The following is a 14,460-nucleotide window of genomic DNA, read 5'->3' as shown; positions in this document are numbered from 1 at the left end:
TTGATACGATGATGGAGAACGCTTGGCTCATACCGATTTTTCCACTCGTCACGTTTATGGTTCTGCTTCTATCAGGTGGCCGGCTACGGGAGCGGGGGGCATATATAGGAATAATCTTTACGTTGGCTTCTTTTGTTTTATCGATGCTTACCTTGATGGAAAGGTTCACAGCACCTACTTATAAAACAACGATGGATTGGCTTGCGATAGGGGGCACGCAGCTTACGGCCGGATTCGAAATTAACCAGCTTAATGCCTTGATGCTTGTGATCGTTTCCTTTGTCAGCCTGCTGGTCCAAATCTATTCGTTGGGGTACATGAAGGGTGAAGAGCGATTCTCCACTTTTTATGCTTATCTGGGCTTTTTCACCTTTGCCATGCTTGGACTGGTCATGGCGCCGAATTTACTGCAGCTTTATTTCTTCTGGGAATTGGTCGGGGTAGGCTCCTTCCTGTTGATTGGGTTTTACTTTTATAAACAGGAAGCCAAGAATGCAGCGAAAAAGGCATTCATCATGACCAGGATCGGGGATGTAGGGCTATTGATCGGGATTATCCTCTTATTCTGGGAAACGGGCAGCTTCGAATATGGGGAGATTTTTCAAGCCGTTCACTCGGGTGTGATATCGGATGGGAGCTTGACGTTGATCGCCATCCTCATTTTTATTGGTGCCGTTGGGAAGTCGGGGCAATTTCCGCTTCACACATGGCTTCCTGATGCAATGGAGGGCCCAACGCCGGTTTCCGCACTCATTCACGCCGCAACCATGGTGGCCGCAGGCGTATATCTTGTAGCGACCATGTTCCCGTTATTCCTCGCTAGTGAAGCGGCCATGCAGGCTGTCGCCGTAACAGGCGGGTTCACAGCCATTTTCGCCGCGAGTATCGCTTCTGTCCAAAAGGATGTCAAGCGGGTATTGGCTTATTCGACCATCTCCCAGCTTGGCTTCATGATGCTTGCTTTAGGTACTGCGGGATATGTGGCCGGTGTGTTTCATTTAATGACCCATGCCTTTTTTAAAGCACTGTTGTTTTTGGCTGCTGGCAGTGTCATTCATGCCATACATACACAGGATATTGAAAGGATGGGCGGATTATGGGCGAGGCTGAATTGGACAGGGCCGCTGTTCTTGACTGGAACTCTGGCGATATCAGGGTTTCCCTTGCTCTCGGGCTTTTTCAGTAAAGATGAAATTTTGATGGCGGCATGGGTGAATGGTAACTATTTCTTGTTTTCACTCGCGGTGATCACCTCTTTTTTAACTGCCTTTTACATGTTCCGGCTATTTTTCATGATTTTTGCCGGAAAGTCTCGCAATCAAGCAAATCAGGTCAAGGAATCTCCTGCGGTCATGCTGCTTCCCATGCTTGTTTTAGGGGTACTGGCTGTGGTCGCTGGATATATCCAAACCCCGTGGTTCGGGACCTTCCTTGGTGAGTGGCTTGTAGAGGGGAATGAAGCTGTGCTTGGTGCCGGACATAGTGAGGGACCTGTTTGGATCATGGTCCTTGCCGTGCTAGTGGCGCTTGCCGGGATCGTCCTTGCCTATATGATGTACGCTAAAGCGAAGCTGCCCCGGGGCTGGCTCGTGAAAGAAAACTCCACATTATATCGAGTTTTGGAAAATAAATATTATATTGATGAAATTTATTATTTTACTATAGTTCATGCAACGAAAGGGCTTGGCTTATTTCTATCTTATATTGAGAGGTTCATCATCGGTGGCTTGATATCGACGGTAACCGGTTCAATAGAAGGGTTGGGGAAAATAGGATCTAAACTGCAATCAGGGCAGGTACAGCAATATGGGATGATCGCGTTTCTGGGTCTTGCGGTATTGCTGGTCATATTTGGTTTAACTGGGGGGTATTTAAGATGAATGCCTATTTGCTCTCGCTTTTGGTGTTTTCACCTTTGCTTGGAATCTTGATGGTCGCCCTGATGCCAAAAAATGAGGGAAGGACCATCAAGCAATTTGGCTTTTTCGGAACGCTTCCCCCCCTATTCCTCTCGTTCTTTTTATGCAGCCAATATTATTCGGGAGTGGCTCTTTCCAGCTTTAACATTAAGGTCGATTGGATCAGGTTCGGAAATTTGGAGATGTATGATCCCAAGCTTTTTACCGTGAATTTTGAGTTGGGGCTGGATGGGTTGAGTCTCATTTTCCTATTACTGACGACCATCATTTCTTCAATGGCGGCAATCGCCTCGATATATATAAAGCGCGGATGGAAAGGCTATTACTTGTTATTTTTGATCCTGGAGATCGGGATGCTCGGTGTCTTTACGGCAGAAAATCTGATTCTTTTCTTCATCTTCTTTGAAATGACGTTGATTCCCGCCTTCTTCTTAATTGGCAAGTGGGGCTTCCTTGAGAGGGAAAAGGCGTCGTATCATTTTCTGATTTATAACGGGATCGGTTCGGCCGTACTATTGGTGGCCATTTTGATTTTGTTTGCCAGGACAGGTACGACCAACATTGCGGCTTTGACCCAAATGATGACAATGGGCGGTGTATCGCTGTTTGCTCCGATTTCGAGTTCGATGAAATATGGATTATGCCTGGCCTTTCTGATTGCATTTGCGATAAAGCTGCCCGTATTTCCATTTCACAGCTGGATGGTGCGGGTTCATGCAGAGGCGCCTCCCTCCATTGTCATGATTCATGCTGGTGTTCTATTGAAAATAGGGGCTTACGGGATCATCAGGTTTGGAATGGGGATATTCCCTGAACAATATAAAAGCTTGGCATTTGCGATTGTACTGATGGGAGTCATCAGCTTTTTATATGGAGCCTTGCTAGCGATGCTGCAAACGGACTTCAAGCTTGTTTTAGCTTACTCATCGATCTCGCATATGGGGATCGTCATGATGGGGCTGGGGGCCTTGAACGATGCGGGGCTGCAGGGGGCGATCTTTCAAGTCATCTCACACGGCTTAATAGCTGCACTTCTGTTTTTCCTGGTGGGTGCATTGAACGAAAGGACAGGGACCACGATGCTCCCTGCGCTTGGGGGATTGGCGAAGTCGATGCCTGTATTTTCCGGGTTTTTACTGGCATGCGGTCTGGCTTCGCTCGGTCTGCCGGGCATGTCCGGCTTCATCAGTGAATTCATGGTGTTTCTCGGCTTATTCAAAAGTCAGCCTTTGCTTGCTGCAATCGGGGTGATCGGACTTGTTTTGACAGCCGTCTATATACTGAGGGCAGTCATGCGGATGACGTTTGGCAAGAATGATAGCTTGGTAGAGAAAGAGAAGCGGGATCTTGAAAGCTGGGAGTTTGTACCGGCATTGGCGCTTCTCGGCCTGATCATTGCGATCGGCGTGTATCCAAATATGTTAGGCGGGCCTCTTCAAGGTACGATAGAAGCCGTGATGCTAGCTCTAGGGGGGCGATGATAGATGGATTGGAACACGATGCTTTCTTATAATTGGGGAGCGATGATGCCTGAATTCATCATCCTTGGCACGACCATGGCTCTGTCGATATTGGATTTGTTCTGGCCGGTGCACTTTAATCGAAGGAAATTGGCGTGGCTCGCGCTAACCGGCATCATTTTGGCAGGTTTGTCGCTTGTCAGCCTACTATCCTTTGAGACAGTCAGTATTTTGTCCGATACATTTCGTTTGGATTCATTTGCAAAAGCCTTTAAACTCCTGTTATTGGTCGGAGCGGGGCTTATCATCCTTCTCGCTGAAGGCTATGAGCCAAAAGAGGGATTGCGTGAACACCGTGGGGAATTTTATTATCTGTTCCTGACCGCTTTGCTTGGTGCGATGATCATGACCTCAAGCGGGGATTTGATAACACTGTTTGTCGGGCTGGAGCTGCTTTCCCTTTCATCCTATATATTAGTCGGAATACGCAAACGCGACCGTTCCTCTAATGAAGCATCGATGAAGTATGTGATAAACGGCGGGATTTCCACGGCCATCACCTTATTCGGGATGAGTTATTTATATGGGGTTACGGGTTCAGTCAATCTAGGGGAAATGAGCCGGACGATGGCCGGGATGACGGACAGCCAGCTGCAATATATCATGGGCCTCGCCTTCTTCATGGTTTTTGTCGGGTTATCCTTCAAGATAGCTGCCGCTCCCTTTCATATGTGGGCACCGGATGCTTATGAGGGTGCACCGATACCTGTGGCGGCCTTCTTAAGCGTCATTTCGAAAATGGCAGGTTTTGTCATACTGCTGCGCATTTTTCTTTCCTTGTTCCTGACAGCTCCAGGTGATGCCTTCGGGGCACTCGACTTTTTGGAAAAAAATGATGGCTATATAGCATTCATGGCTGGTCTGACAATCATCATTGGAAATGTGGTTGCGTTAAGGCAGCAAAATGTAAAACGATTATTTGCCTACTCAAGCATTGCCCATGCAGGGTATCTCCTTGTAGCTGTGGCTACATTGGGCGGAGGGTATTTCCTGCTGGATACGATCTGGTATTATTTACTGGCATACGTATTGATGAACATCGGCGCATTTGCAGTCATTCAGCTGCTGTCCAGCCAAAGCGGTACAGAGGATATCAGCATTTTTGCGGGACTGGGAAGGAAATCTCCTTATCTGGCACTTGCATTCACCATCTATATCCTTTCGCTGGCCGGAATTCCAGGGACGAGCGGTTTCATTGGCAAACTGAATATCTTCCTCGGGACATTCATTACCGAGCCTGGCCATTTCGTCCTTGCCGGAATCATGATTGCAGGAACCATCGTCTCCTATGTGTATTACTTTGGATTATTGGTCCAGGTCTTTTTCCGGCCGATCCATTCAGATAAGGTCATAAAGGTTCGCTCGGGTGTTTCTGCCGTTCTGATCATTTGTGCAATCGGCACCGTACTTTTGGGGGTGGTTCCAAATATCGCCTTCGATTTTATTCATGAACAATTTGGTGATTTTACAGACTTTATTTCGGGTAAATGATATAATGCCTATAAATAGGGGCTTGTTCCATGGGATCAAGCCTCTATTTACGATTTATAAAAAGATATTTTGCAATTCTTCCTTTTATATTCCAAATATGAGGGCGTTTTGTGTTAGAATAGAAGACGGGTGTCTTTTAGGAGGTATGTACATGTTTTCAGCAATGGGACAGCAGGCTTTAACAGGGATAATTGCACATTTGTTTTTCATCGCAGTTACCTGGTGGGCCCTACAGGCATTACATTTCGATAAAATGTTAAGATCGAATTCGGTCATCAAGGCCAGGGTTTTATATATTTTATTGACGGTTGCCATAGGTTCAGTTGTGAGTAATTTCTTCCTTGATTACCTGGGATTTGCCAACCAACTCCCGTATATGTTCAGTGATGACTGATAGGCTGTAAGACTCTGTTTATAGCAAAATAAGATCCTACTCTTTTATTCGCCATGCCTTCCCAAGCAACATGCCAGCTGGAAGGTATCATCAATTGTCGGAAAACTTGAAGTATGATTTCTCTCCTTATGGTAATAATGCATAAAAGGGGAGGGATTTAACATGTATAATGTAAACAAAAAAATGTTAATATACATAGTATTTCTTGGTTTGATGGTGATTTTAATTGGGAATAGTACGATTGTGGCAGAAACTAAACCAGATATAGTCAAAATGGTTAAACTGTTACAAGAAGATAAGGATTTGGACATAGGTGATTGGTCTGTACTCGCTAGAGAGATAAATAAAGAGATTGCAACTAAACAAGAGTTCGAAAGCGAAGTTTACGCTTTGAAACAAAAATACCCTCAATTTCAATGGCACCGGAAAGATGATGCTTCCGGCTGGAAGGCTGAGGCGTTAACGTACAATATCGATTCAGGTCTAACCGAGTCTATCAAAATAATGACAACGAAAGAGGAACTTGATACAGTTACCTATGTCATTTATGAAGTGAAGGGACAGAAATGGAAAAAAGGCAATCCAGCCTTTTTTACAACCACATTCCAGAACAGGGTAAATGACCTATTTATAGGGACTCCTTCAATTTTTTCTTGTATTAAAGGGTCTATCAATGATAATATGGATTCGGTTTTAAACTCTAAAACTGAAGACCTGTTAGATATGTTCCAAGCAAGGGAAATTGAGAGTGTGCATGAAACAAACTTTACATCAATATCTGCACATTCAACATTGTTTAAACAACCTTTGACAAAAGAAAAATTAAATTTGCAGTTTGGGCTACGGACAGAAGGATTGGGTGAACGAACGAACTTTGTAGTTGGCACACCAATCATAACGTTTGAATATTAATATAGAGAAAATGGACGCGGAGGGGAATACTTTTGGAAAAAATCATCGTCCGCGGCGGAAAAAGGCTTAGCGGGACAGTTAAAGTAGAAGGTGCTAAAAACGCCGTTTTGCCAGTTATCGCTGCAACATTATTAGCAAGTGATGGGAAAAGTATCATTAAAGATGTTCCTACGCTCTCCGATGTATATACAATCAATGAAGTATTGCGCAACTTAAATGCAGATGTTGCCTTTCATGATAATCAAGTAACTGTAGATGCATCAAGAGAGTTATTAGAAGAAGCACCATTTGAATATGTGCGTAAAATGAGAGCTTCCGTTTTAGTGATGGGCTCCTTATTAGCAAGGAATGGCCGGGCCCGCGTGGCTCTTCCAGGCGGCTGTGCCATCGGCTCACGTCCTATCGATCAGCATTTAAAGGGCTTTGAAGCGATGGGAGCAAAAGTAAAGGTCGGCAATGGTTTCATTGATGCCGAAGTCGAAGGAAGGCTTAAGGGTGCACGTGTGTATCTAGACTTCCCGAGTGTGGGTGCCACCGAAAACATCATGATGGCAGCAACACTTGCCGAAGGTATTACTGTTCTGGAAAATGTGGCCAAAGAGCCTGAAATTGTAGATCTTGCGAACTTCCTTAATAAAATGGGTGCCAAAGTAAGAGGTGCCGGTACGGGTACGATGAGAATCGAAGGCGTCGATAAATTATATGGCGTTGAACATCATATTATACCTGACCGTATCGAAGCTGGTACCTTCATGACAGCGGCAGCCCTTACTGGCGGCAACGTTCTTGTTCAAGGAGCTGTACCTGAACACCTTACTTCCCTTATTGCCAAAATGGAGGAAATGGGAGTCAAGATCCTTGAAGAAGAAGATGGCTTGCGCGTCATCGGGCCAAAAACCTTGAAGGCGATTGATATCAAAACAATGCCGCATCCTGGTTTCCCGACTGATATGCAGTCCCAAATGATGGCATTATTGTTGCGTGCCGAAGGAACAAGTATGATTACGGAGACCGTTTTCGAAAACCGTTTCATGCATGTTGAGGAATTCCGCCGTATGAATGCCAATATCAAAATCGAGGGCCGCTCCGTTATCGTTAATGGACCGACGAACATTCAAGGTGCTGAGGTAGCTGCAACGGATTTACGTGCCGCAGCAGCGCTTATCCTGACTGGATTGGTTGCGGATGGCATCACTCGCGTTACGGAATTGAAGCATCTTGACAGAGGTTACGTGAACTTCCACGGTAAATTGGCAGCTTTAGGCGCCGATGTGGAACGCATTAATGAAGATGTACCGGCAGAAACGAAAAAAATTGCCGATCTAAACGCATAAGATAGCTTGTAAAACCATTTACGTTTGAGTCATTGAAACGTGAATGGTTTTTTGTTGTTGGTACATGTATGGCACTTGCAGGGAGTTCCCGTTTTTCTATTCATAAATGCTTGTCCTTCGACATACATTTGTTATATAAAGATCCTGCCCATAGTTAAGCGCGGCAGAGAAAACAAGTGTAGGGAGGCTCAGGAGTTTGAAAGCAATCAAACCGATGATCGTACTATTCATAGCAGTAGCATTCGTAATTATCATGATTCCAGCAGTGCTTGTGCTTCCGTTTTCAAATGATAAGACAAGTGGTGAGTTAGCAGAACAATTAGAGAAGAAAGTGAAGAACAGCAGTAATGAAGTGAGTGCCAATGAAATGAGTTCCGTTGAAGTTGCCGTTTACCGTACCCATGCAAAAAAGATTGAAAAGGTGCCGTTGGAAACGTATTTGACTGGCGTCGTTGCAGCTGAGATGCCAGCGGAATTCGAGGAAGAAGCACTGAAGGCACAAGCGTTGACGGCCAGGACGTACATTGTCAATCAGCTTATTGGCGAGAGTCGCTTAGGTTTACCTGACGGTGCCGATGTGAGTGATACGGTCATGCATCAAGTTTATAAAAATAACGATGAGCTCAAAAAACAATGGGGCTCTGATTATAAATCGAAGATGAAAAAAATCAGCAAGGCCATCAAGGAAACGGAGGGGCAAATCCTAACCTATGATGGAAAGCCGATCACAGCCACATTTTTTTCCACAAGCAATGGCTATACGGAGAATTCGGAGGACTATTGGCAAGCGGATTTCCCTTATTTAAGAAGTGTATCGAGTCCGTGGGATAAAGAGGAGTCACCAAAGTTTTATAATAAAGTTGTCGTGAACACTGCCGATTTTGAAAACAAACTTGGAGTAAGTCTTTCATCAGGCACAACGATAGGGACTGTCGTTGAAAGGACTTCAGGTAATCGCGTCGGTATAGTGGAAATCGGGGGCAAGAAATTGACAGGAAAACAGATTCGTGAAAAGCTCGGGCTGACATCATCGGATTTTAACTGGGAGCGCCAAGGCAACCAGATCGTCATTACGACAAGGGGCTCAGGGCACGGCGTAGGGATGAGCCAATACGGTGCAAATGGAATGGCCAGGGAAGGAAAAAACTATGAAGATATCGTAAAGTATTATTATAAAGGAGTCAAAGTACAGTCCTCCAATAAGTGGCTGAATACGATGACCGCAAAAAAATGAGAGACGGGATATCCCGTCTCTCATTTTTTTGCGGTCGCTTTTTCGATGATGGTCAAAAAGCCCCGTTCATGCTTGAAATAATGATATTGGACATGGAAATAGACAGCAGCCACTCCAATGATATCTTTTATTATATCTATTAAGGTTGCTGAGCGGTACGGAATGAAGGATTGATGGTATTCATCCAAGACTCCGTAGAGGCATGCTACAAGGGCAGCCAGCAAGCTTAGGCCTGGTTTCAGTTTTTGGTTTGCGGCAAGGGCCGATACGAATAATATGAACAAAAGGGCGAATTCCACAAGATGAAGCGCCTCTTTTATAAATCGGTCAATCGACGATGATGGGAGGTCAAGAATCATGTCATCGGGGTTGCCTGACATGATCCAGATCGCAATCATATATAGAAAAGGCAGTAAGGTTAACACGAGTTTAAGGGCTTTTTTCATAAATTAAACATCCTTCGGCAGTAAGATACCAAACATTTTACCATTCCGCGAATAAAATCGGTTTCATTTCCACAAAATAAATCTAAAAAATTTTTTTCATGCGTGTATATAATCTTAACAAAATGTTCAGAATGATTGCTGAGGTGATTAATATGAGAGAGGAAGAAAAGAAATCAACTTCCACAATCCGACGTATACTAAAACAGCGTTGGGCGTTAGCAACAATCTATATCGCAAGTGCAGCCATAATCTTAGCCGCGGCCTTCTTATTACAAAATAGTTTTAATGATTCAGCTAATGATAGCAAAGAGGAATCAGCTGAAACAGGTAAAAACTATGGCGAGCCGTCAGTAGAGGTCAATAGTAATCTTGAAACAACCAAGATGCCTGTGGCCAATGCAGATAAGACGGTAATCAAGAAACAATTTTATGATGTGAATGCAGATGAAAAGGCACAAGAAGATGCTTTGGTTTTCTACAACAATAGATATGAGCAAAACAAAGGGATCGACATTGCAATGGAAGACGGAAAGTCTTTCGATGTTAAGGCTTCATTAAGCGGGAATGTAACGAAAGTTCAAAATGATGCCTTACTTGGAAATCTAATCGAAGTAGCGCATGAAGATGGTGTCGTTACTCGTTATCAATCTGTTAAAGACATTAAAGTTGCCGTTGGCGATAAGGTAAAGCAAGGACAATCGCTTGCTGCAGCCGGAAAAAGCCAAATCAATGAAGAAGCGGGCGTACATGTTCACTTCGAAATCAGAAAAGATAACATCGCGTTGAACCCAATCGAGTTTTTTGATAAACAAGCTTCTGCCATTCAAGCTGCAACTGAAGCGGAAGGAAGCGAACTTGACGACTCAGCCAAAAAAGAAGAAACACCTGCAGTCGAAGAATCTGAAACTGGCAAGGAAGAGACTCCTGCCGTTGACGAAACTGACGAAGGCACCGAGTTAGAGAATGGCACGGATAAGGAAGGCTCAACTCCAGCTGAAGATACAACGGAAGAAAGCGGTTCTTTAAAAGATTCGTTAAATCAATCTAATTAATAAAAAGATTTTTCATAAATCAAAACGAAAACCTTGGGCGTTACGAATGACAACAACTGAAAATTTGGTAAAAGAAAGCCGTTCACTCTGGACGGCTTTCTTTTTTTTCGGGGAAATACGTTCACTTTTGCTGAAACTTTTGAATTTCCGACAAATTTCTTGGGAAATAATTTTCTCCTTACAAAATAAAACAGGTCATACTTAGAAATATATCCAAACCTCCTGTCCCATTAGGCATATATTCTTAACCAAGCTAATAAGATGTTATAAACCATGCAAAGAGAGTGTTTGAGGTGAGGAATCGTTTATTACAAATTATCTAATAGGTGAATAATTCTATCTTTCATTGTTTATAGGGCAGCGGTATTCGATTCGAAAAATACGAATCTCATTTCACACTTCTCACATCCAATTTGGGGAGGTCGAGTGGTGTGCACGATTACATCAAAGAAAGAACCATCAAGATAGGAAAGTATATCGTGGAAACTAGAAAAACGGTCCGCGTCATTGCAAAAGAGTTCGGAGTCTCTAAAAGTACAGTCCATAAAGACTTAACGGAGAGGCTGCCAGAAATTAATCCTGATTTGGCTAACGAAGTAAAGGATATATTGGATTATCATAAATCCATCCGTCACCTTAGGGGCGGGGAAGCAACGAAATTAAAATATAAACGCTCTGAAAGAGAAGAAGAAATCGTCAAATAAACAGGGGACCATTCCGGCATTTGGATGTGAGTCGAGCCATCAGGGACAGGATGAAATCCGAACCTTGACGGCCATTCACTGCCGGGTTTTTTTTTTGGCAAAAACAAGGATAGTACATATGGTATTGAAATTACTTACATTTTGGTAAAATAGGAAATAAAAGTATTCATTAACGTTTATTTATAATTCATACTTACTTGTGTCAATGCAATATGGTAAAATAAACAATTAGGACAGAAGTAGGTTATATGTGAGGATATTCAAGGAGGATTTAAGAAATGTTTGCTAGAGATATTGGGATAGATCTTGGAACAGCCAATGTTCTTATACATGTCAAAGGTAAAGGAATTGTGTTAAATGAGCCTTCGGTAGTGGCGATTGATAAGAATACGAACCGTGTTCTTGCAGTCGGGGAAGAAGCTCGTAAAATGGTAGGCCGGACCCCGGGAAACATCATCGCCATTCGCCCTTTGAAAGATGGAGTCATTGCCGATTTTGATGTAACAGAATCGATGCTTAAGCATTTTATCAATACATTGAATGTCAAGGGCTTCCTTTCCAAGCCGAGGATTCTGATTTGCTGCCCGACAAACATAACGAGTGTCGAACAAAAGGCAATCAAAGAAGCTGCTGAAAAAAGCGGCGGGAAAAAAGTATTTCTTGAAGAAGAACCGAAAGTGGCTGCAATCGGCGCCGGCATGGATATTTTTCAACCGAGCGGCAATATGGTCGTGGACATAGGCGGAGGTACGACGGATATTGCCGTACTGTCAATGGGTGACATCGTTACATCTTCTTCCATTAAAATGGCCGGTGACAAATTCGACAACGAAATCCTGCATTATATCAAGCGGAAGTACAAGCTTCTGATTGGTGAGCGTACAGCGGAAAACATCAAGATCCAGGTTGCGACGGTATTCCCAGGTTCACGCAATGAAGTCATCGACATTCGTGGCCGTGATATGGTGTCGGGCCTGCCTAGGACCATATCTGTCAACTCTGAAGAAATCGAGGAAGCTCTTCGCGAGCAGGTTTCCGTCATTGTACAAGCTGCCAAAAGCGTGCTTGAGCGGACACCGCCTGAACTTTCGGCTGACATCATCGACCGCGGCGTCATCTTAACGGGCGGGGGAGCCTTGCTTCATGGCATCGATTTACTGCTTGCCGAAGAACTTAAAGTCCCTGTACTGGTTGCAGAGCATCCAATGGATTGTGTAGCAATAGGAACTGGGATCATGCTCGATAATATGGACAAGTTGCCAAGGCACAAATTCAACTAAAAAGCGGATGGAAATCTGCATCATAAGATAAGGGTCTAAGGTTCAGACAAACATGGGGCATAGTGAAAGTGCGTGCGGTTCTAGTACTGATGAGCAATAGGCCCTCTTCTTTTATATCGGGTATTTAACACCATTCCTTTAAATCTGACCTAACCAATATTATTTCTGCCTAAAGCTTTTCATTTTCCTTAAGATACCGATGTTCATGTCCGATAAGAAAGATATGAGGAAATGAACGGCAGGAGTCTTTAAAGAATGAGGAGTGAAGAAGATGCTAAGAGGATTTTATACAGCTGCTTCCGGGATGATTGCCCAGCAAAGGCGCACTGAATTACTCACAAACAATATGTCCAATGCCAATACAACAGGGTATAAAGCCGATCAAACGAGTGTAAGGTCTTTTCCAGAATTGCTCATCAGCAATATGGGGAGCAAGACGGTTCCTACTGAAAATAAATTGGCCATCCCTGGATTCTCCAAGGTCGGGGGGCTTAGCACCGGCGTTTACGTACAGGAGGCTAACCCGTTATTCACCCAGGGTACATTGGAGGAAACGGGACTCCATACCGATATGGCCCTGGCTGATGAGAACCTGCCGATCAATGCAGATCGACGGAAAGGTTCCGTGCTTTTTACTGTCCAGAATGAGGATGGCGGGCTCCGTTATACGCGTAATGGCAGTTTTACCCTGGATGGGCAAGGCTATTTAACCACTCCTTCAGGTCAATATGTCCTGAATGAAAATAAGGAACGGATCAAGCTTGAGAGCGACCGTTTCAGCGTTACGGATGACGGTGTCATTTTAGAGGGGAATGTTCAAACCGCACGACTGGGCATCGGTTATTCAAATGATCCATCTTCACAGCTGATGAAGGATGGGGAAGGCCTGTATAAGGCTGTGGATAATGAGGAATTACCTAGCGCATATGCGGCCGTAGATGGCGGTTTTTCTACCAAGCAAGGCTTCCTGGAGGGCTCGAATGTCGATCAATCGAGGACGATGACGGAATTGATGTCCGCATATCGCTCATTTGAATCCAGTCAGAAGGTCCTTCAAGCCTATGATAAAAGCTTGGATAAAGCGGTCAATGAAGTTGGCAGGCTTTAAGTGAACATAAGAAGAAAAACGTCACTGGAAAATTGACCATGTAAGGGGAATAGTCATGAATCGGACCATGATGACAGCGGCAAATACGCTGAACCAACTTCAAAGCAAAATCGATCAAATAAGCAATAATATCGCCAATGTTGATACGACTGCCTACAAAAAGACCCAAACGAGCTTCAATGACTTATTGATACAGAGTTTCAATAATCAACCGAATGAGTCCAAGGAAAAAGGCAGGCTGACGACACCGGGCCTTCGGCAGGGAACAGGCGCTATGCTGAGCCAATCCCAATTGGTGCTTTCACAGGGAGCGATAAAGACGACAGACCGTAACCTTGATGCCGCATTGACCAAGGAAGACCAATTCTTCACTGTGAGCGTTCAGGACGGTAAAGGGGTCAATACAAGGCTAACACGGGATGGGGCATTTTACTTATCTCCTAACGCGAATGATCCGGACCAAATGATGCTTGTTACATCTGCGGGGCATCAAGTGCTTGATGAAAATGGTGATCCCATCCAGATTGACGGGAATATTACAGACATTAAGATTTCGGAAGATGGAGTTCTGACGGTGAATACTGAAGAATATGGAAGGGAAAGCTTCGGACTTGGCGTCGTCTCGGTCACGAAACCGCAATTCCTTGACCGTCTAGGCGGAAATTTACTTGGCCTGCCCGAAAACATCGATGGCCTTGATGTAACCGTCGACGATATCATGACTGCACTGACAGGTGATTCCCGAAATCAAATAGCCGTCCGCCAAGGTGCCCTCGAGTCCTCCAATGTCGATTTATCAAAGGAAATGTCGGATTTGATCAATGTTCAGCGATCTTATCAATTTCAATCCCGGTCCATCACGATGGCAGATCAAATGAACGGATTGATCAATGGTATCCGTTAAGATATCTGGAAATTAAAATGCCTTCCTGCGGATTTACAGCAAATCGGTTATAATGGATTCATGACAATGAGAATCGTTTGGGGCTATCATTTTGCATAGTTGCCGAATTCCTGGAGTAAAGGGAAAATAAATCGGCGAGTTTTCTTAGGTAAAGGAGCTTTC

13 protein-coding genes are annotated in these 14,460 nt (G+C 44.1%); 12 read left to right on the top strand and 1 reads right to left on the bottom strand.

Going from position 1 to position 14,460, the window contains the following annotated elements:
- Positions 1–8 precede the first annotated feature (8 nt).
- From nuoL to spoIID, 7 genes are all read left to right on the top strand, one after another.
- Positions 9–1,880, top strand: coding sequence for an NADH-quinone oxidoreductase subunit L (gene nuoL / locus MHI53_RS24035; RefSeq protein ID WP_340372476.1), 1,872 nt, complete (start codon positions 9–11; stop codon positions 1,878–1,880).
- Positions 1,877–3,400 (top strand): NADH-quinone oxidoreductase subunit M, encoded by a 1,524-nt coding sequence (locus MHI53_RS24030; protein WP_061141265.1) that lies wholly within the window; start codon positions 1,877–1,879, stop codon positions 3,398–3,400. The genes nuoL and MHI53_RS24030 overlap by 4 nt, the downstream gene beginning before the upstream one ends.
- A 3-nt stretch (positions 3,401–3,403) precedes the next feature.
- Complete coding sequence (nuoN, locus tag MHI53_RS24025) at positions 3,404–4,930, top strand: NADH-quinone oxidoreductase subunit NuoN (RefSeq protein WP_061141264.1); 1,527 nt, start codon at positions 3,404–3,406, stop codon at positions 4,928–4,930.
- A gap of 151 nt (positions 4,931–5,081) precedes the next feature.
- A complete protein-coding gene (locus tag MHI53_RS24020) occupies positions 5,082–5,324 on the top strand; it encodes a DUF1146 family protein (RefSeq protein WP_061141263.1) in 243 nt (80 codons plus the stop codon).
- 162 nt (positions 5,325–5,486) lie between these two features.
- Positions 5,487–6,236, top strand: coding sequence for a YwmB family TATA-box binding protein (locus tag MHI53_RS24015; protein ID WP_340372475.1), 750 nt, complete (start codon positions 5,487–5,489; stop codon positions 6,234–6,236).
- Between the two features lie 32 nt (positions 6,237–6,268).
- Positions 6,269–7,570, top strand: coding sequence for a UDP-N-acetylglucosamine 1-carboxyvinyltransferase (gene murA / locus MHI53_RS24010; protein WP_061141261.1), 1,302 nt, complete (start codon positions 6,269–6,271; stop codon positions 7,568–7,570).
- 196 nt (positions 7,571–7,766) lie between these two features.
- Positions 7,767–8,804, top strand: coding sequence for a stage II sporulation protein D (gene spoIID / locus MHI53_RS24005; protein ID WP_260320131.1), 1,038 nt, complete (start codon positions 7,767–7,769; stop codon positions 8,802–8,804).
- 20 nt (positions 8,805–8,824) lie between these two features.
- On the opposite strand, the gene MHI53_RS24000 is transcribed toward spoIID, so the two are convergent.
- Positions 8,825–9,250 (bottom strand): VanZ family protein, encoded by a 426-nt coding sequence (locus MHI53_RS24000; RefSeq protein ID WP_340372474.1) that lies wholly within the window; start codon positions 9,248–9,250, stop codon positions 8,825–8,827.
- A 152-nt stretch (positions 9,251–9,402) separates the two neighbouring features.
- Between MHI53_RS24000 and MHI53_RS23995 the strand changes: the two genes are divergently transcribed.
- From MHI53_RS23995 to MHI53_RS23975, 5 genes are all read left to right on the top strand, one after another.
- On the top strand, positions 9,403–10,302 hold the full coding sequence (locus MHI53_RS23995; protein ID WP_340372473.1) for a M23 family metallopeptidase: 900 nt from the start codon (positions 9,403–9,405) through the stop codon (positions 10,300–10,302).
- A 431-nt stretch (positions 10,303–10,733) separates the two neighbouring features.
- On the top strand, positions 10,734–11,006 hold the full coding sequence (gene spoIIID / locus MHI53_RS23990) for a sporulation transcriptional regulator SpoIIID (RefSeq protein WP_034315767.1): 273 nt from the start codon (positions 10,734–10,736) through the stop codon (positions 11,004–11,006).
- Between the two features lie 278 nt (positions 11,007–11,284).
- Entirely contained in the window at positions 11,285–12,286 is a 1,002-nt protein-coding gene (locus tag MHI53_RS23985) for a rod shape-determining protein (protein ID WP_061141258.1), read from the top strand.
- A gap of 271 nt (positions 12,287–12,557) precedes the next feature.
- On the top strand, positions 12,558–13,394 hold the full coding sequence (locus tag MHI53_RS23980; protein ID WP_340372472.1) for a flagellar hook-basal body protein: 837 nt from the start codon (positions 12,558–12,560) through the stop codon (positions 13,392–13,394).
- Positions 13,395–13,449: 55 nt separating this feature from the next.
- A complete protein-coding gene (locus tag MHI53_RS23975; protein WP_061141256.1) occupies positions 13,450–14,298 on the top strand; it encodes a flagellar hook-basal body protein in 849 nt (282 codons plus the stop codon).
- Positions 14,299–14,460: the final 162 nt, after the last annotated feature.

It is taken from the genome of Peribacillus sp. FSL E2-0218 (assembly GCF_037992945.1).
Lineage (GTDB): Bacteria > Bacillota > Bacilli > Bacillales > DSM-1321 > Peribacillus > Peribacillus simplex_B.
Note: the sequence above shows the minus strand (reverse complement) of the source record. Positions and strands in the feature narration are given on the sequence as shown.

Bases quoted from the DNA above. Each gene is read 5' to 3' on its own strand.
- MHI53_RS24015 (WP_340372475.1), top strand. From the start codon at position 5,487: ATGTATAATGTAAACAAAAAAATGTTAATATACATAGTATTTCTTGGT.
- MHI53_RS23985 (WP_061141258.1), top strand. From the start codon at position 11,285: ATGTTTGCTAGAGATATTGGGATAGATCTTGGAACAGCCAATGTTCTT.
- MHI53_RS24020 (WP_061141263.1), top strand. From the start codon at position 5,082: ATGTTTTCAGCAATGGGACAGCAGGCTTTAACAGGGATAATTGCACAT.
- MHI53_RS24000 (WP_340372474.1), bottom strand. From the start codon at position 9,250: ATGAAAAAAGCCCTTAAACTCGTGTTAACCTTACTGCCTTTTCTATAT.
- nuoL (WP_340372476.1), top strand. From the start codon at position 9: ATGATGGAGAACGCTTGGCTCATACCGATTTTTCCACTCGTCACGTTT.
- MHI53_RS23975 (WP_061141256.1), top strand. From the start codon at position 13,450: ATGAATCGGACCATGATGACAGCGGCAAATACGCTGAACCAACTTCAA.
- MHI53_RS23995 (WP_340372473.1), top strand. From the start codon at position 9,403: ATGAGAGAGGAAGAAAAGAAATCAACTTCCACAATCCGACGTATACTA.
- MHI53_RS24030 (WP_061141265.1), top strand. From the start codon at position 1,877: ATGAATGCCTATTTGCTCTCGCTTTTGGTGTTTTCACCTTTGCTTGGA.
- nuoN (WP_061141264.1), top strand. From the start codon at position 3,404: ATGGATTGGAACACGATGCTTTCTTATAATTGGGGAGCGATGATGCCT.
- MHI53_RS23980 (WP_340372472.1), top strand. From the start codon at position 12,558: ATGCTAAGAGGATTTTATACAGCTGCTTCCGGGATGATTGCCCAGCAA.